This window comes from Micromonospora sp. NPDC049580 (assembly GCF_040675595.1).
Classification (GTDB): Bacteria; Actinomycetota; Actinomycetes; order Mycobacteriales; family Micromonosporaceae; genus Micromonospora.
In genome coordinates, this window is the sequence record NZ_JBFAPG010000021.1 from 12,282 (window position 1) to 27,257 (window position 14,976).

Annotated in this window: 18 protein-coding genes; 11 read left to right on the forward strand and 7 right to left on the reverse strand. The window is 72.9% G+C overall.

The genetic code is table 11. The annotated features are described in order from the left end of the window. Nucleotides 1–40: 40 nt before the first annotated feature. Entirely contained in the window at nucleotides 41–1,321 is a 1,281-nt protein-coding gene (locus tag AB0J68_RS03680) for an ATP-binding protein (protein WP_363935951.1), read from the forward strand. Between the two features lie 23 nt (nucleotides 1,322–1,344). Then, a complete protein-coding gene (locus tag AB0J68_RS03685) occupies nucleotides 1,345–2,028 on the forward strand; it encodes a response regulator transcription factor (protein ID WP_039906992.1) in 684 nt (227 codons plus the stop codon). Nucleotides 2,029–2,089: 61 nt separating this feature from the next. Here AB0J68_RS03685 and AB0J68_RS03690 read toward each other — a convergent pair whose 3' ends face one another. Then, complete coding sequence (locus tag AB0J68_RS03690) at nucleotides 2,090–2,743, reverse strand: NAD(P)-binding domain-containing protein (protein WP_354854536.1); 654 nt, start codon at nucleotides 2,741–2,743, stop codon at nucleotides 2,090–2,092. A 243-nt stretch (nucleotides 2,744–2,986) separates the two neighbouring features. On the opposite strand from AB0J68_RS03690, the gene AB0J68_RS03695 reads away from it, so the two are divergent. Beyond that, nucleotides 2,987–3,565 carry a TetR/AcrR family transcriptional regulator gene (locus AB0J68_RS03695; protein ID WP_354854535.1) on the forward strand — a complete coding sequence of 193 codons (579 nt, stop codon included), beginning with the start codon at nucleotides 2,987–2,989 and terminating at the stop codon, nucleotides 3,563–3,565. Between the two features lie 13 nt (nucleotides 3,566–3,578). On the opposite strand, the gene AB0J68_RS03700 is transcribed toward AB0J68_RS03695, so the two are convergent. Genes AB0J68_RS03700 through AB0J68_RS03710 form a run of 3 tightly spaced genes read right to left on the reverse strand, consistent with a single transcriptional unit; the run spans nucleotide 3,579 to nucleotide 4,994 of the window. Further along, nucleotides 3,579–3,962: a type II toxin-antitoxin system death-on-curing family toxin gene (locus AB0J68_RS03700; protein WP_354854533.1), complete on the reverse strand. Its 384-nt coding sequence runs from the start codon at nucleotides 3,960–3,962 to the stop codon at nucleotides 3,579–3,581. Continuing rightward, nucleotides 3,962–4,162, reverse strand: coding sequence for a hypothetical protein (locus AB0J68_RS03705; protein ID WP_354854531.1), 201 nt, complete (start codon nucleotides 4,160–4,162; stop codon nucleotides 3,962–3,964). The genes AB0J68_RS03700 and AB0J68_RS03705 overlap by 1 nt, the downstream gene beginning before the upstream one ends. 34 nt (nucleotides 4,163–4,196) lie before the next feature. Then, a complete protein-coding gene (locus AB0J68_RS03710) occupies nucleotides 4,197–4,994 on the reverse strand; it encodes a hypothetical protein (RefSeq protein ID WP_354854569.1) in 798 nt (265 codons plus the stop codon). An 80-nt stretch (nucleotides 4,995–5,074) separates the two neighbouring features. Here AB0J68_RS03710 and AB0J68_RS03715 point away from each other — a divergent pair, with 80 nt between their 5' ends. Together AB0J68_RS03715 and AB0J68_RS03720 are read left to right on the forward strand one after the other, a co-directional pair. Further along, nucleotides 5,075–6,019 carry a Ppx/GppA phosphatase family protein gene (locus AB0J68_RS03715; RefSeq protein WP_355064517.1) on the forward strand — a complete coding sequence of 315 codons (945 nt, stop codon included), beginning with the start codon at nucleotides 5,075–5,077 and terminating at the stop codon, nucleotides 6,017–6,019. Between the two features lie 76 nt (nucleotides 6,020–6,095). Continuing rightward, nucleotides 6,096–6,902 (forward strand): sugar phosphate isomerase/epimerase, encoded by an 807-nt coding sequence (locus tag AB0J68_RS03720; protein WP_354854527.1) that lies wholly within the window; start codon nucleotides 6,096–6,098, stop codon nucleotides 6,900–6,902. A gap of 18 nt (nucleotides 6,903–6,920) precedes the next feature. Here AB0J68_RS03720 and AB0J68_RS03725 read toward each other — a convergent pair whose 3' ends face one another. The 3 genes from AB0J68_RS03725 to AB0J68_RS03735 are packed head-to-tail and all read right to left on the reverse strand — an operon-like array spanning nucleotide 6,921 to nucleotide 9,052. Continuing rightward, nucleotides 6,921–7,508 (reverse strand): CGNR zinc finger domain-containing protein, encoded by a 588-nt coding sequence (locus AB0J68_RS03725; protein ID WP_234582354.1) that lies wholly within the window; start codon nucleotides 7,506–7,508, stop codon nucleotides 6,921–6,923. A 19-nt stretch (nucleotides 7,509–7,527) separates the two neighbouring features. After that, the gene (locus tag AB0J68_RS03730; protein ID WP_354854525.1) at nucleotides 7,528–8,694 is read right to left on the reverse strand and encodes a glutathionylspermidine synthase family protein; all 1,167 of its coding nucleotides are present in this window, start codon (nucleotides 8,692–8,694) and stop codon (nucleotides 7,528–7,530) included. A gap of 1 nt (nucleotide 8,695) precedes the next feature. Further along, complete coding sequence (locus AB0J68_RS03735) at nucleotides 8,696–9,052, reverse strand: hypothetical protein (protein ID WP_354854523.1); 357 nt, start codon at nucleotides 9,050–9,052, stop codon at nucleotides 8,696–8,698. Here AB0J68_RS03735 and AB0J68_RS03740 point away from each other — a divergent pair. The 6 genes from AB0J68_RS03740 to AB0J68_RS03765 form a co-directional block, all read left to right on the forward strand. Continuing rightward, nucleotides 9,051–9,971 (forward strand): proline dehydrogenase family protein, encoded by a 921-nt coding sequence (locus AB0J68_RS03740; protein ID WP_354854522.1) that lies wholly within the window; start codon nucleotides 9,051–9,053, stop codon nucleotides 9,969–9,971. The genes AB0J68_RS03735 and AB0J68_RS03740 overlap by 2 nt on opposite strands. Before the next feature lie 42 nt (nucleotides 9,972–10,013). Then, nucleotides 10,014–10,814 (forward strand): alpha/beta hydrolase, encoded by an 801-nt coding sequence (locus AB0J68_RS03745; RefSeq protein ID WP_355064521.1) that lies wholly within the window; start codon nucleotides 10,014–10,016, stop codon nucleotides 10,812–10,814. After that, nucleotides 10,807–11,382, forward strand: coding sequence for a WHG domain-containing protein (locus AB0J68_RS03750; protein ID WP_355064523.1), 576 nt, complete (start codon nucleotides 10,807–10,809; stop codon nucleotides 11,380–11,382). Before AB0J68_RS03745 ends, AB0J68_RS03750 begins: the two co-directional genes overlap by 8 nt. Nucleotides 11,383–11,443: 61 nt before the next feature. Beyond that, on the forward strand, nucleotides 11,444–12,733 hold the full coding sequence (locus AB0J68_RS03755; protein WP_354854516.1) for a hypothetical protein: 1,290 nt from the start codon (nucleotides 11,444–11,446) through the stop codon (nucleotides 12,731–12,733). A gap of 34 nt (nucleotides 12,734–12,767) precedes the next feature. After that, a complete protein-coding gene (locus AB0J68_RS03760) occupies nucleotides 12,768–14,150 on the forward strand; it encodes an efflux RND transporter periplasmic adaptor subunit (RefSeq protein WP_363935958.1) in 1,383 nt (460 codons plus the stop codon). Then, on the forward strand, nucleotides 14,147–14,976 hold an 830-nt coding region (locus tag AB0J68_RS03765), incomplete at its 3' end, for an ABC transporter ATP-binding protein (protein WP_363935960.1). The genes AB0J68_RS03760 and AB0J68_RS03765, both read left to right, overlap by 4 nt.

Consider the following 14,976-nt stretch of genomic DNA (forward strand, 5'->3'; position numbering starts at 1 on the left):
TGTGTGGTAGCCAGGTTAACAATGACCCTACGATCGCCGGGTGGAGTGGGCGGTGGCGGTCGTGGTGGCCGTGGCGTTGGCGGCCGGACTGGTCGTCGGCCTTCTGCTGCCCCGGTTCCTGCCGGCGCGCGGCCGCTCCACGTCGACGGGCAGCGCGAGCTCCCGCTGGAGCAGGGGGAGGCCCGCGATAGCCGACGAGCAGCAGGCCGGGCTCGGCCGCCGGACGATCGATTCGCTCCGGGCCGGTGTCGTGGTACTGGACAACGGCGACGTGCCCGTGCTGATCAACCCGGCCGCCCGTGCGATGGGTCTGCTGCGTACCGGCAGCACCCCGGGCTCGATCGCCGCGCACCCGTTGATCCGTACTCTCGCGGGGCAGGTGCGGCGCACCGGCGTGCGGCGCGAGATCGAGCTGGACCTGCCGCGGGGTCGCGACAGCGCAGGTGAGAACCCGCTGGGCGTGCACCTGCGGGCCATGGGCCTCGGGAACGGCTTCATCGCCGTGGAGGCGGTCGACGTGACCGAGTCGCACCGCCTGACCCGGGTGCGACGTGACTTCGTGGCGAACGTGAGCCATGAGCTCAAGACACCGATCGGCGCGCTCCAACTGCTCGCCGAGGCGCTGCTGGACGCCACCGAGCCGGCCGACGCCGCGGTACCCGACCTCTCCGAGGACCTGGTCGCCGCCCGCCGGTTCGCCGAACGGATCCAGCACGAGTCGACCCGGCTGGGCCGGCTGGTGCAGGAGTTGCTGGAGCTGACCCGGCTCCAGGGCGCCGAGCCGCAGCCGCCACCGGAGCCCGTCGCGCTCGACTGGGTGATCGCCGAGGTGGTCGACCGCACGCGCACCACGGCCGCCGCCCGGGGGGTCGAGGTGACGGTCGACGGCGAGCGGGGTCTCACCGCGTACGGCAGCGACAGTCAGCTCGCCACGGCGGTGGCGAACCTGGTGGAGAACGCCATCAACTACTCGGGTGAGGACACCACGGTGCGGGTCACCCTCCGCGGTGACGGCGAACATGTCGAGGTCGCGGTCGCTGACCAGGGCATCGGCATCGCCCCGACGGACGTGGACCGGATCTTCGAGCGGTTCTACCGGGCCGACCAGGCCCGCTCGCGCTCCACCGGTGGCACCGGGCTCGGTCTGGCCATCGTGAAACACATCGCGAGCAACCATGGCGGTCGGGTGGAGGTGTCGAGCACTCTTGGGGGTGGATCGACGTTCACCCTACGGTTGCCCGCCAGCCCACCGGACGACCTGCTGGCGACACTGCCGCCGGTTGGGATCGAGGCCGGTCCGGCCGAGCTTCGGCAGGTCTGACAGCAATGGAAAGGAAATCCCCGTTGAGCCGCGTTCTGGTGGTCGAGGACGAGGAGTCGTTCTCCGACGCCCTGTCGTACATGCTCCGTAAGGAGGGCTTCGAGGTCTCGGTCGCCGCGACCGGCACCGACGCCCTCACCGAGTTCGACCGAACCGGCGCCGACATCGTGCTGCTCGACCTGATGTTGCCCGAGATGTCGGGAACCGAGGTGTGCCGGCAGCTCCGGCAGCGCTCGGCCGTGCCGATCATCATGGTCACCGCGCGGGACAGCGAGATCGACAAGGTGGTCGGCCTGGAGATCGGCGCCGACGACTACGTCACCAAGCCGTACTCTCCCCGGGAGCTGGTCGCGCGGATCCGCGCGGTGCTGCGCCGGCAGAGCCCGGAGGTGGCCGAGGCGGGTGCCCCGACGCTGGCCGCCGGCCCGGTCCGGATGGACATCGAGCGGCACGTGGTGACCGTCGAGGGTGGGGCCGTGCAGCTGCCGCTCAAGGAGTTCGAGCTGCTGGAGCTGCTGCTGCGCAACGCGGGCCGGGTGCTGACCCGCGGTCAGCTCATCGACCGGGTCTGGGGCGCCGACTACGTCGGCGACACCAAGACGCTTGACGTGCACGTCAAGCGGCTGCGCTCCAAGATCGAGCCGGAGCCGTCGGCACCCCGCTTCATCGTCACGGTGCGGGGCCTGGGATACAAGTTCGAGCCGTGATCGGCCGACCCGAAGGGGGTCCACGCTCGGCGTGGGCCCCCTTCGGGCTGTCCGGGTCCGGTCAGCGGACGACCTTGAGGTTGAAGTTGGCGGTGTCGAGCCGGCCGTAGAGCCGCAACCAGAGCGGCATCAGCATCTCGGTGCCCCGGGCGGTGGAGAGGTCACCGAGGTCGATCACGTCGGTGTGGCCGAAGCTGACGAGCAGCCCGGTGACGATCCGCTTGGCCTCCGCGTCGTCGCCGGAGACGAACACGCTGTGCGCGCCGTCGGCGAGCTGGCGCGGACGCACCATCAGCTCGGCGGTCAGCGTGTTGAGTGACTTGACCACCCTGGCCTGCGGGAACTCCCGCTGGATCTGCTCGGCGAGAGAGTCGGTGTCCTGCACCGTCAGGGTGGGTGGGAAGCCTGCGCTGAAGTCGAGCGGGTTGGCGATGTCGAGCAGGACCTTGCCGGCCAGGTTCGCCGCGCCGGCCGCGGTGAGCGCCGGCAGGGAGCCGCTGCCACTGGTGGCGTTGACCACCAGCTCGGCGTCCGCGGCAGCGTCCGCCTGGGTTGCCAGGCCCACCTCGGGGTGCTCCGCGGTCCAGGCGGCGTAATCGCCGGCCAGGGTGGTCGCGACGTCCCGGGTGCCGATGGTGACCTGGTGGCCCAACTCCGCCGCGCGGGCGCTGATGGTCCTGCCGACCGAGCCGGTGCCGAGAACTGCGATGCGCATGTCGATCGATCCTCCACTCGGGCGCGGTGGCCTCGCGCCGACTGTCCGCAGGCTAACAGACAGGTCTGTCTACTGCTGTCCCTCGGGGAGTGCGGGCCGTGGGCAGGGGTTCGCCTACCGCGTCCTCTCGAGCTGCCCCGGAGATGGGGCATCGTCCGCCCGAGCTGCGCAGACGACGGCTCGCGGCCGCAGACGGAGCTGTCTGTAGAATCGGCCCGTCACCAGCACGTCGAGGGAGTGTCGATGCCTGCCCACCGCACGCCGGCCGGCTCGGCCCGGGACCGGATCCTGGAGACCGCGTTCCGGCTCTTCTACGCCCACGGACCGCGCGGCGTGGGGGTGGACACGGTCATCGCCGAGTCGGGCGTGGCCAAGGCGACGCTCTACAAGCACTTCCCGCGTAAGGACGACCTGGTGCTGGCGTACCTCGACCGGGTCGACCAGGCGTGGTTCGGTGCGTTGCGCGCCGCCGCCCGGGATGCCGGCGACGAGCCGCGCGACCAGTTGGTCGGGATGTTCGACGCGCTCGCCGGCGCCTGCCGGCGGGACGGCTACCACGGTTGCGCGTTCATCAACACGGCCGCCGAGTCACCGGCCGGCGGCCCGGTGCACGCCCGGACGGTCGAGCACAAGACCGTGGTCCGGGCCTGGGTGACGGAGCTGGCCCGGCAGGCCGGCGCGGCCGACCCGGAGCTGCTCGCCCGGCAGCTCACCCTGCTGCTCGACGGCGGGCTGGCCAGCGGCGTGCTGGACGGCGACCCGGTGATCGCCGACGCGGCCCGGCGCAGCGCCCGCACGCTCGTCGATGCGGCGTTGCGCTGACCGGGCGCGCAGCTCAGAACAGCTTGCGCAGCGCCACCGCGATGTCGGCCACCTCGGTCAGACGGCTCTCCGCCACGCTGATGACCAGGTCGTACGCGATGTCCTGGTCGGTCTCGTCAAGTTGGGCGACGGTGAAGGCGCGGTTCTGGAGCAGGAAGGCGATCGTCACGATCCAGCCGATCCGCTTGTTGCCGTCCACGAACGGGTGGTTGTTGACCAGCGAGTGCAGCAGTGCCGCCGCCTTGGTCCAGAGGTCCGGGTAGGCATCCTCTCCGAACACACTCGTCTTCGGTCGAGCCACCGCCGACTCCACCAGGCCGGCGTCCCTGATCCCGACACCGAGCTTGCGGGCGATGGCGGCCACGTCGGCGAGCGTGGGATAGCGGATGTCCGTCATCACTCCGCCAGGCGAGCGAGCAGGGTGGCGTGGCGTTCAATGATCTCGTCGGCCAGGTCGCCGAACTCCTTGGCGTTTCGCCGTGCCAGGTAGTCATCGATCGCGGTGACGACGACGGCGTGCATCGACCGCGCCTCCTCGTCCGCGACGAGGCGGAGTTGCCGTTCACGTTCGTCATCGAGGCGGAGCGTCATTGCCATGGGGAAATGGTAGCAAGTTTGCTACCAAGATCAGCTAGAGATCGTCGGCGGGGTGCGGGGCGACCAGGCCCTGCTTCACCCGGGCCGCGCACAGCTCGGCAAGTCGCTCGTACGCGGCGGCGCCGATCAGCGCGGTCAGCTCCGGCCCGTACGACAGGTACATCGGCTCGGCGCCCACGTGGGCGTCCGTCGAGGAGGTGCACCACCAGTCCAGATCGTGCCCGCCGGCGCCCCAGCCGCGCCGGTCGAACTCGGACAGCGTGGAGACCAGCACCTTGGTGTTGTCGGGTCGCTTGACCCAGTCCTGGTCCCGCCGGATCGGCAGCTGCCAGCAGACGTCCGGCTTGTATTCCAGCGGGTGCACCCCGTCGCGCAGCGCCTGGGCGTGCAGCGCGCAGCCTCCCCCGCCAGCGAAGTCGGCGTCATTGAGGAAGACGCACGGCCCGTCGGGGTCCTGGGTCGCGGTGCGGCGTGCGGGGTTCTTGCCGTCGATCGTGTCCTCGTCGGTCCAGTTCTTGAAACCGCGCCGGAAGTGCTGCCAGGTCGACGGGGTGAGCAGCTTGACGGCCTTGCGGACACGCTTCTCGTCGTCCGAGTCGGTGAAGAACGCCCCGTGCGAGCAGCAGCCGTCAGCGGACCGGCCAGCGATGATGCCGTGGCAACCCCGACCGAAGATGCAGGTCCAGCGGGACAGCAGCCAGGTCAGGTCGGCCCGGATCAGGTGGGTCTCGTCCGCCGGGTCGGCGAACTCGATCCACTCCCGGGGAAAGTCCAGCGGCACCTCGCGGCTGCGCGGGTCGCCCGGATCGTCCACCAGCACGCGGAGCTCCATCGTCACTCGGACCAGCGTACGCGCGGTGACGTCCCCGGGCCGACGAGCCGCACGAACGTGTTGCACCTAGTGTCTTCACCATGCGACTGGGTGTCCTCGACGTCGGATCCAACACGGTGCACCTGCTGGTGGTCGACGCGCACCATGGCGCGCACCCCTGGCCGGCGCACTCGGAGAAGGTCGTCCTGCGTCTCGCCGAGCAGATCGGCCCGGACGGCGCGTTGACCGAGGCCGGCTCGGACAGCCTGGTCAAGGCGGTCGGCATGGCCAAGGCGGCGGCCACCGGGCTGGAGGCCGACGACCTGATCGCGTTCGCCACGTCCGCCGTCCGCGACGCCACCAACGCGGCCGACGTGCTCGCCCGGGTCCGCGACGAGACCGGCGTACGCCTGGAGGTGCTCTCCGGCGCGGACGAGGCGCGGATGACCTTCCTGGCGGTGCGGCGCTGGTTCGGCTGGTCGGCGGGGCGCCTGCTGGTGCTCGACATCGGTGGCGGCTCCCTGGAGATCGCCGCCGGGATCGACGAGGACCCGGACGTCGCGATCTCGCTGCCGCTCGGCGCCGGCCGCCTGAGCCGGGAGCGGCTGCGGGTCGACCCGGACAGCGCGACGCCGCCGTCCGCCGAGGCCGTCGACAAACTGCGGGAGTACGTGGACGGCCGGCTGGACAAGGTGGTCGACCAGTTGACCGAGGTGGGCTGGGGTCGGGCGGTGGCCACCTCGAAGACGTTCCGCACCCTGGCGCGACTGGCCGGCGCGGCGCCGTCCGGGGCCGGTCTCTGGGCGCGGCGCAGCCTGACCCGTGAAGGTCTGCGGCAGGTCATCGGCTTCATCCGGCACATTCCGCCCAGCCAGTTGGTGGAGCTGGAGGGGGTCAGCGCGGGCCGGGCCCACCAGTTGCTGGCGGGCGCGGTGGTCGCCGAGGCGGTGATGCGCAGGCTCGACCTGGACACGCTGGACATCTGCCCGTGGGCCCTGCGGGAGGGGGTCATCCTCCGCCGACTCGATCAACTCGAGCCGATCTGACCAGGGTGCCGGGTTACGAGTGGTTTGCGAGTGCTCGTCCTGATGGCCCCACGACAGCCAAGCTACGCTGGCTGATGTGACTTCCCGCGTTCCGGTGCTCCTGTCCAGCTCGTCGGTCTTCCCCGAGCCGACCGCGGCGGCGTTCCAACTGGCCGCGGCGCTCGGCTACGACGGCGTCGAGGTGATGGTCTGGACCGACGTGGTCAGCCAGGACGCGGGCGCGCTGCGCGGCCTGTCGGCGCACTACGGCGTGCCGGTGCTGTCGGTGCACGCGCCCTGCCTGCTGGTCACGCAGCGGGTGTGGAGCCCCGACCCCTGGGAGCGGCTGCGCAGGGCCGCCGAGCTGGCCGAGACGCTGGGAGCGCCGACGGTCGTGGTGCACCCGCCGTTCTCCTGGCAGCGGGACTACGCGCGCAACTTCGCCGAGGGCTTGGCCACGGTCGCGGACCGGTTCAACGGCCTGCGCTTCGCGGTGGAGAACATGTACCCGGTGCGGATGGCGGGCCGGCAGTTCGTCCCGTACGTCCCCGGGTGGGATCCCACCGACAGCGGCTACCCGTCGTACACCCTGGATCTGTCGCACTGCGCGGCCTCGCACAGCGACCCCCTCGAAATGGCCGACCGGATGGGCGCGGGCCTGGCCCACGTGCACCTCGGCGACGGCACCGGCGAGGGTCGCGACGAGCATCTGGTGCCCGGGCGCGGCACCCAGCCCTGCGGGGAGCTGCTCTCCTCGCTGGCGGCGCGGGGCTTCACCGGCGCGGTGGCCGTCGAGGTGGCGACCCGGGGCGCGAAGAGTCGCGCGGTGCGCGAGGCGGACCTGCGCGCCGCGCTGGAGTTCGCCCGCCAGCACCTGCCCGCCCAGTCACCGGTCGACGTCTGACCCCGGCGGGGCCCGGCGTCAGCTGACCGGGGTCAGTGATTCGGTGGTCGAGGTCGGCTGCGGGGCGACCGGCAGCTGCTCCCCGATGGCGGCCCGCTTGCGGGCCCGGTGTGCCGCCACGTGCGAGCGGGTGGCGCAGCGCTCGGAGCAGAACCGCCGGCAGCAGTTGGACGACGTGTCCAGGTAGACGTTGCCGCACCGCTCGTCGGCGCAGACCCCGAAGCGGGCGCTGCCGTACTCGCAGAGCCAGACCGACAGCCCCCAGACCGCGCCGGCCAGGTATTCGGCGCTGACCGACGCGCCCCGGCTGGTCACGTGCATGTGCCAGTCGCTGGAGTCGTGCCCGGAGATGCGCGGCTGGACCGGGAACGCCTCGAGCAGCGCGTTCAGCTCGGTCACCGCCTGGGCGTCGCGCCCCGAGGTGCCGTACTCGAAGACGTCGCGGAGCCGCTTCTGCGCCCGCCGGAAAATCGCGACGTCGCGATCGGCGACCTCGTCGCGCATCCAGGCGTTGTCGTCGGGGAAGAGGGCCCGCAGGTCGTCGAGGTCGTCCAGGCGGGCGTTGACCAGGTCAACGCCGGTCCGGGCGTACGCGTCGAAGTTCACGCCCCCAACGGTAGACGACTCACGGGGTGCGCGGCGCGTCGATGTAGTGCGGCAGGAACCGCGCGTAGCCGTCGGTGATCAGACTCGCGCTCTCCCGAACCCCCACCCCGGCCGACTCGCCGTCGACGATCCAGCTGCCCAGCACCACCCGGTTGCCGGCGAACTGCGGCAGCGCCCGGAACTCCTGGTAGCACCAGCCCTCGTCGCCGTAGATCCCCGGGTTGGTGATCTCCTGCTCGGCGGTCACGATGCGTACCGAGCCGCCCTCCCGGCCGAGCAGCGGCTTGGCCACGTACTCGGGCATGCCGCGCGGCGAGTCGAGGTACGCCGGGAGCAGGTATTCGTGGTCGGGGTAGAGCTCCCAGAGGATCGCGAGCAGCGCCTTGTTGGACAGCAGCAACTTCCACGCCGGTTCGATCCAGGTGGTCGGGGTGCCCGGGGCCAGCGCGGGCGGCCCGTACGGCTCGGCCAGCATCCACTCCCACGGGTAGAGCTTGAAGCAGGTGGTCACCGGGCGGTCGGCGGCGTCGACGAAGCGCCGGCCGTCCCAGCCGATCTCCTGGATGGGTTGCAGCTCGACGTCGAGGCCGGCCTGTCGGGCGGTCTCGGCGAGGTAGCCGGCGGTCATGTGGTCCTCGCCCGACTCCTCCTCGTTCGACCAGAGCACGTGCACCCGGGGGTCGTGCAGCCCGGCGCCGATCTTGGCCCAGGCGCCGACCAGCCGCTCGTGCAGGCTGTTCCACTGGTCCAGCTCGGGGCGGGTCTGCTCCAGCCAGTACCACTGGATGATGCTCGCCTCGACCAGCGCCGTCGGCGTGTCCGCGTTGTACTCCAGCATCTTCGGCGGCCAGGTGCCGTCGTACGCCAGGTCGAAGCGCCCGTAGAGGGTGGGTGGCGCCTCGCGCAGCGACCGGGCCACCGCGTCGGCCGCCCAGGCGGGGATGCCGAACTCGGCGTACCGGCGCTGCGCCACCACGTGCTCGGCGGCGGCCACCGACATCCGGTGCAGCTCCTCCGTGGCCTCCTCCAGCCGCAGCACCTCGTCGAGGTCGAAGGCGTACGCGGCGGTCTCGTCCCAGTACGACATGATCCCGCCGTCGGGCAGTTCGGTGTCGACGTAGACCAGCCCCTGCGCGCGGATGGTGGCGTCCCAGTCGGGCCGGGGCGGCACGGACTCACGGCGCACGTCAGCCGCCGCAGGAGGCGAGGTGGGTGCCGAACCCGCCGCGCTCGGGCAGGGCGGCGGTGGTCGGCTCCCCGGCGGTCCGCCCCGCGACAGGCGCGGGGACCCGCATCGCCAGCGCGACCGTGTCACCGCCGCCGACCGGCCCGAGGGCGCAGTCGTCATCGTCGTCGTCCGAGGTCATGTTGCAGCCGGAGAGGGCGAGCGCGAGAGCGGTGAGCGCGCCGAGCTGCACGGAGGCCGACCGGAGCCGGCGGCGGGGGCGTTGGTCCACGGCATCGTTGTAGTCGATCGACGCCAGCACCGCAGCCCCGGCCGCCCCTCGGCGGGGGTCCTGGCAGGGGCGATACGCTCGGCTCATGCTCCGTTCCGTCATCCTCGCCGCCTCCCGGTCATCCCAGGTCGAGCGGCTCGTCGCGACCGCCCCGTACACCCGGGACGTCGTTCGCCGGTTCGTCGCCGGCGCCACCACCGACGACGCGTTGCGCGCGACCCGCGGGCTCGTCGACGACGGTCTGGCCGTCACCCTCGACCACCTGGGCGAGGACACCGTCACCCCCGAGCAGGCCACGGCCACCCGGGACGAGTATCTGAAGCTGCTGTCGATGCTCTCCGGGGCCGGGCTCACCCCGGCCGCCGAGGTGAGCGTGAAGCTCTCCGCGCTCGGCCAGATGTTCGACGAGCAGTTGGCGTACGACAACGTGCGGGCGATCTGCGCGGCCGCCGACGCCGCGGGCACCACGGTCACCCTGGACATGGAGGACCACACCACCACCGACTCGACGCTGGAGGTGCTGGCCAAGCTGCGCAAGGACTTTCCGTCGACCGGCGCGGTGCTCCAGGCGTACCTGCGGCGCACCGAGTCGGACTGCCGGGAGCTGTCCTCCGCCGGGTCGCGGGTGCGTCTGTGCAAGGGCGCGTACCGGGAGCCGGAGTCGGTGGCGTACCAGTCGGCCCGCGAGGTGGACAAGTCCTACGTCCGCTGCATGAACATCCTGATGTCCGGTGACGGTTACCCGATGCTGGCGACCCACGATCCGCGGATGATCGCGATCGGCGAGGACCGGGCCCGCTGGTTCGACCGGGGGCCGGAGCGCTTCGAGTTCCAGATGCTCTACGGCATCCGTCCCGAGGAGCAGGCCCGGCTGGCCGGCGAGGGCTACACGGTGCGCACCTACGTCCCGTACGGCGACGAGTGGTACGGCTACCTGATGCGTCGGCTCGCCGAGCGCCCGGCGAACCTGGTCTTCTTCGGCCGCGCCCTGATCTCCAAGAAGTAGTCGCCGCTTGACGCGCTTGGCTAATTGGGTTAGCTTAAAGCTATGACAGTTAGCCAGGTGCGGCGGGACGGCGGACACATCGCGTACGAGGTGCACGGCGACGGCCCACTGGTCGTCCTCGCGCACGGCATGGGCGAGAACAGGGCGAGCTTCCGACACCTGGTGCCGCTGCTCGTGGCCGCCGGTTACCGGGTCGCCTCGGTCGACGTACGCGGGCACGGGGAGTCCAGCGTCGGCTGGCCCACGTACGCCCCGGCGGAGGTCGGCGCCGACCTGCTGGCCGTCGTCCGTGACCTCGACGCCGGGCCGGCCGTGCTGGTCGGCAGCTCGTCCGCCGCCGCGGCGGTGGTCTTCGCCGCGACCGACGCGCCCGAGCTGGTCTCCGGCATCGTGCAGATCGGCGCGTTCGTCGGTCAGCCGAAACTCAACCCGCTGCTGCGGGCGGCGATGGCGGCCGTGCTGCGCAGTCCCCGACTGTTCGGGATGTTCCACAACACGCTCTTTCCCGTGCACCGGCCGGCCGACGACGCGGCGTACCGCCGGTCGATGGTGGCCAACCTGCGCGAACCCGGCCGGATGGCCGCGACCCGCGGTGTGATCGCGCCGGTCGAGCCGCACTGGACCGCCCGCGCGCCGCAGGTGCGCCAACCGGTGCTGGTGCTGATGGGCGCCAAGGACCCGGACTTCCCCGACCCGGGCGCCGAGGCGCGGGCGGCCCGCCGGCTCTTCCGCGTCGCCGAGGCCCGGATGATCGAGGAGGCCGGGCACTACCCGCACGCCGACCGGCCGCGGGCCACCGCCGACGAGCTGGTGGGTTTCCTGGCGGTGTGTGCCGGTGCCTAGGGCCGGGCTCAACCAGCAGACCGTGGTGCGGGAGGCCGCCCGGCTGGCCGACGAGGTCGGCTACCAGCAGCTCACCCTCGCCGCGCTCGCCAGCCGGCTCGGAGTCGCGCTGCCCAGCCTCTACAAGCACATCCGAGGGGCGGACGCGCTGAGTCAGAAGCTCGCCGCGCTGGCCACCGTCGAGCTGGCCACAGAGCTGACCACGGCGGCCGCCGGCCGTTCGGGTGGGGACGCGCTGCGGGCGATGGCGGACGCCTACCGCGCCTACGCCCACCGGCACCCCGGGCGCTACCCCGCCACCCAGCGGGTGCCCGACCCGTCCGACCCGGAACACGTCGAGGCGGGCGAACGCGCGGTCGGCGCCATCTTCGCGGTGCTGCGCGGCTACGGACTCACCGGCGACGACGCGGTGGACGCGACCCGGGCGTTGCGCAGTGCCCTGCACGGGTTCGTCGCCCTGGAGGCCGCCGGTGGCTTCGGCCTGCCGCGCGAGGTCGACCGCTCGTACCACCAGTTGGTCGCCGGCCTGGACGTGGCATTCCGCTCCTGGCCGGCTCGCGGAGCCTGACCCGGTCCGATCGGCCGGGTCGGCCTCGCCCGATCCGGTCTTTGGTCGTACCCTTCGGCGGGTGACTGACGGGGTGCAGCAGCCAGCACCGCGGCGGCTCTGGCCGCTGTGGACCGTGCTCGTCGTGGTGGTCCTGCTGCTGGGCTGCGGCCTTCCGGCGGCGTTGGTCGTCGGTGCGGTACGCGAGGCCGGCGGCCGGGCCACGGTCAGCCGGGCCGGCGCCACCGCGACCGACGACCCGGCCACCGCCGTCGCCCGTGCTCTGTCCGACCGGATGACCGCGCAGCTCCAGCGGCAGTCCACGGCGCTGCTCGGCGGCGACCGGCCCGCCTTCCTCGCCGTCGCGGACCCCGCCGCGCATCCCGACCTGCGCCGTCGTTTCGCCGCGCTGCGCGCCCTGAAGGTGACGGTGTGGCGGGCCGAGCCGAGCGGCCTGCCCGTACCGGTCGTCGGCAGGCCGGGCGAGTGGCGGCTGCTGGTGCGCTTCCAGTACTGCTTCGTGGCGCCCGGCTGCCGACCGAGCCCGGTGCTGATCGGCACCCGCTGGCGGGAGAACGGCGACCAGCCGCGACTGGTCGCCCTGGAGGAGTCCAAGTCCGCCGAGACCGGCACCCGACCGTGGGAGATCAGCGAGCTGACCGTGGCGGTCGGCGCGCGGACCATCGTCGCCACCACGCCGGCGCTGCGCGGCAAGCTGCCCGGCCTGCTGACCCAGGCGGAGGCGGCCGCCGCCGTCGCCGACACGTACGCCGTGACCGGCTCGCCGCCGGACCGCTACCGGATCTTCTACGCCGGTCGGACGGAGTGGCAGCGCTGGTACGGCGGCGGACGCCCACAGTGGACCGGCGGCTACGCGGTGACCGTGGGCGGCGGCCACCACGAGGTGGTGCTCAACGCCGACGGGCTGTCCAGCAGCAGCACCGACGACCTGCTCCGGCACGAGCTGACCCACGCCGCCTCGCTGCCGGAGCGCGGTTACCCGGGCAAGACGACCTGGTGGCTCGTCGAAGGGCTTGCCGAGTTCGCCGGCTCGGGCGGTCAGCCGGTCGACCGGTACGAGGGGCTCGCGGAGGTGCGCAAGCTGGTCCGGGGCGGTTGGGACGGCCGGCTGGAGGGCGTCACGCCCGCCGACGACGCCCCCGCCGAGCGGGTCGGCGGCAGCTACGGCGTCGGCTACCTCGCCGTCCGGCACCTCGTCGACCGGTTCGGGCCGGAGCGGCTGCTGACCTTCTTCAAGGCCGTGGTGCACGAGCGCAAGACCCCCGACGCCGCCGCCGAGCAGGCGTTCGGCGAGCAGTGGTCGACGTTGCACGACGAGTGCGTGGCGTACGTCCGCGCGACCTCCGCCTGACGGTCGGCGCGACGGTGCGCCGTACGATCGATGGGTGCGCCGCCCCCAGTTGCCGCGGCCCGCAAGCGCCACGCGGCCCCGCCTGCTCATCGCCCTGACCGCCGTCGCCGTCCTCACCGCCACCACCGCCGCCTCGTGCGGCGACGACCAGCCGCCGGTCGCGCTCGCCTCGGCCGCCCGCAACCCGGTCAGCGAGGTGATCGACGCCCCGGCGACGGTGACGGCCCGCGCCGCCGCCACCCTGACCGCGCCCGCCGACGGCACCCTGGCCAGCCTGCGCGTCCAACCTGGACAGCGGGTGAAGCGTGGCCAGGTGCTCGCGGTGGTCGCGTCCCCGTCGGCCCAGGCGCGGCTGCGCCAGGCGAAGGAGGCGCTGGACGCCGCCAAGCGCGCCGGCCGGGGTGTCTCCACCGGCAACCTGAGCAGCAGCCGGCGGGGCACCGACAAGGCGGCCGAGGAGGCGTTCGACGCCGCCCGCGAGGCCGCCGAGAAGATCGCCGACCCGCAACTGCGCGACGCGCTGCTGACCCAGGTGACGTCCGCCCAGCGGCAGTACGCCGCCGCCGCGCGCAGCGCCGACGCGGCGGTCCGCGCGGTGCAGCGGGGGATCAGCGGGCTGAACTCCGCCGTCGGCTCGCTCTCCGCGGCGCAGCGGCTCCAGGCTCAGCAGGCGTACGACCTGGCGAAGGCGACAGTCGACGCGCTGACCCTGCGTGCCCCGGTCGCCGGGGTGGTGCAGCCCGGCGGCACCCGGGCCGGCAGCGGTGCCAACGGCGGACTGGCCGGGCTGTTGGAGCAGGCCGGTGGGGCCGGGCTCGACCCGTCCGCGCTGGCCCCCGCCCAGGGCGGGCCGCCCGCCGGGGTCGACGATGCCGTCGCGGTCGGCGGTCAGGTCACCGCCGGCACACCGGTGCTGACCGTGGTGGACACCGGGCAGTTGGGGCTGCTCGCCGAGGTGGACGAGACCGACGTGCTGCTGGTCAAGGCCGGGGTCGGCGCCACCGTCGAGTTGGACGCCGTCACCGGCGCCAGCTACGACGCCACGGTCCGCTCGGTCGACGTGCTCCCCACCAGCTCCGCGCAGGGCGGCGTCACCTACCGGGTACGCCTCACGCTGGGTCCCGGGAAGCTGGCCGAGGACGCGCCGGCCCCGACGCCCCGCCCCGGCATGAACGCGATCGTGCACCTGCGCGTACGCGAGGCCGCCGACGCGGTGACCGTCCCCGCCTCGGCGGTGTTCTCCGCCGACGGCCGGGACGCGGTCTGGGTGGTCCGCGACGGCAAGGCCGACCGGGCACCGGTGACCGTGGGCGTCCAGGGGTCCGACCTGGTGCAGATCCTCAACGGGGTCCAGGCCGGCGACCGGGTCGTGGTGCGCGGCACCGACCAGGTGCGCGACGGCCAGGAGGTCCGGTGACCGACACCCCGCCGGCCATCGAGGCGGTGGACGTGTCGCGGACGTACCACCTCGACGGGGTGTCTGTGGAGGCGCTGCGCGGGGTGTCGCTGACCGTGCAGCCCGGTGACTACGTGGCGCTGGTGGGACCGTCCGGCTCGGGCAAGTCCACGCTCATGCACCTGTTGGGCGGGCTCGACCGACCGACCGGTGGCCGGTTGGTGATCGGCGGGCGGGACGTCAACGCCCTCTCCCCGCCGGAGATGGCCGCCCTGCGCAACGAGACGATCGGGTTCGTCTTCCAGGCGTTCCACCTGCTGCCGCGTACGTCGGCGGTGGAGAACGTGGCGTTGCCCCTGGTCTACCGGGGTGTGTCGGCCCGGCAGCGCCGGGAGCGGGCGGCGGCGATGCTGGGCCGGGTCGGTCTCGGGCACCGGCTGGACCACCGGCCCAACCAGATGTCCGGTGGCGAGCAGCAGCGCGTCGCCATCGCCCGCGCCCTGGTCACCGAGCCGACGGTGCTGCTGGCCGACGAGCCGACCGGCAACCTGGACAGCGTCACCGGCGCGGCGGTCCTGGAGCTGCTGGAGCGGTTGAACGCGGAATCCGGGGTGGCGCTGGTGATGGTCACCCACGACCAGGAGGTGGCGGCTCGGGCCGCCCGCCGGATCACCATGCGCGACGGTGTGGTGGTGGCGGACAGCGCCACCGCGCCTCATGATCGACCGCTGTCCGTCGATCACGGTCGACCTGAGACACTGGTCCCCGCTCCCAGCGCGGAGCCCCGGTCCGCGTCCGGAAGCGGCCCGGGGCACCCGTCCGGTGGCTCTGGTGGCGCCGCCGGAGC

Coding starts and splice junctions, on each gene's coding strand:
- AB0J68_RS03735 (WP_354854523.1), bottom strand. CDS start 9,052: ATGAGCCGAGCGTATCGCCCCTGCCAGGACCCCCGCCGAGGGGCGGCC.
- AB0J68_RS03710 (WP_354854569.1), bottom strand. CDS start 4,994: ATGGAGCTCCGCGTGCTGGTGGACGATCCGGGCGACCCGCGCAGCCGC.
- AB0J68_RS03700 (WP_354854533.1), bottom strand. CDS start 3,962: ATGACGGACATCCGCTATCCCACGCTCGCCGACGTGGCCGCCATCGCC.
- AB0J68_RS03740 (WP_354854522.1), top strand. CDS start 9,051: ATGCTCCGTTCCGTCATCCTCGCCGCCTCCCGGTCATCCCAGGTCGAG.
- AB0J68_RS03705 (WP_354854531.1), bottom strand. CDS start 4,162: ATGGCAATGACGCTCCGCCTCGATGACGAACGTGAACGGCAACTCCGC.
- AB0J68_RS03745 (WP_355064521.1), top strand. CDS start 10,014: ATGACAGTTAGCCAGGTGCGGCGGGACGGCGGACACATCGCGTACGAG.
- AB0J68_RS03690 (WP_354854536.1), bottom strand. CDS start 2,743: ATGCGCATCGCAGTTCTCGGCACCGGCTCGGTCGGCAGGACCATCAGC.
- AB0J68_RS03695 (WP_354854535.1), top strand. CDS start 2,987: ATGCCTGCCCACCGCACGCCGGCCGGCTCGGCCCGGGACCGGATCCTG.
- AB0J68_RS03715 (WP_355064517.1), top strand. CDS start 5,075: ATGCGACTGGGTGTCCTCGACGTCGGATCCAACACGGTGCACCTGCTG.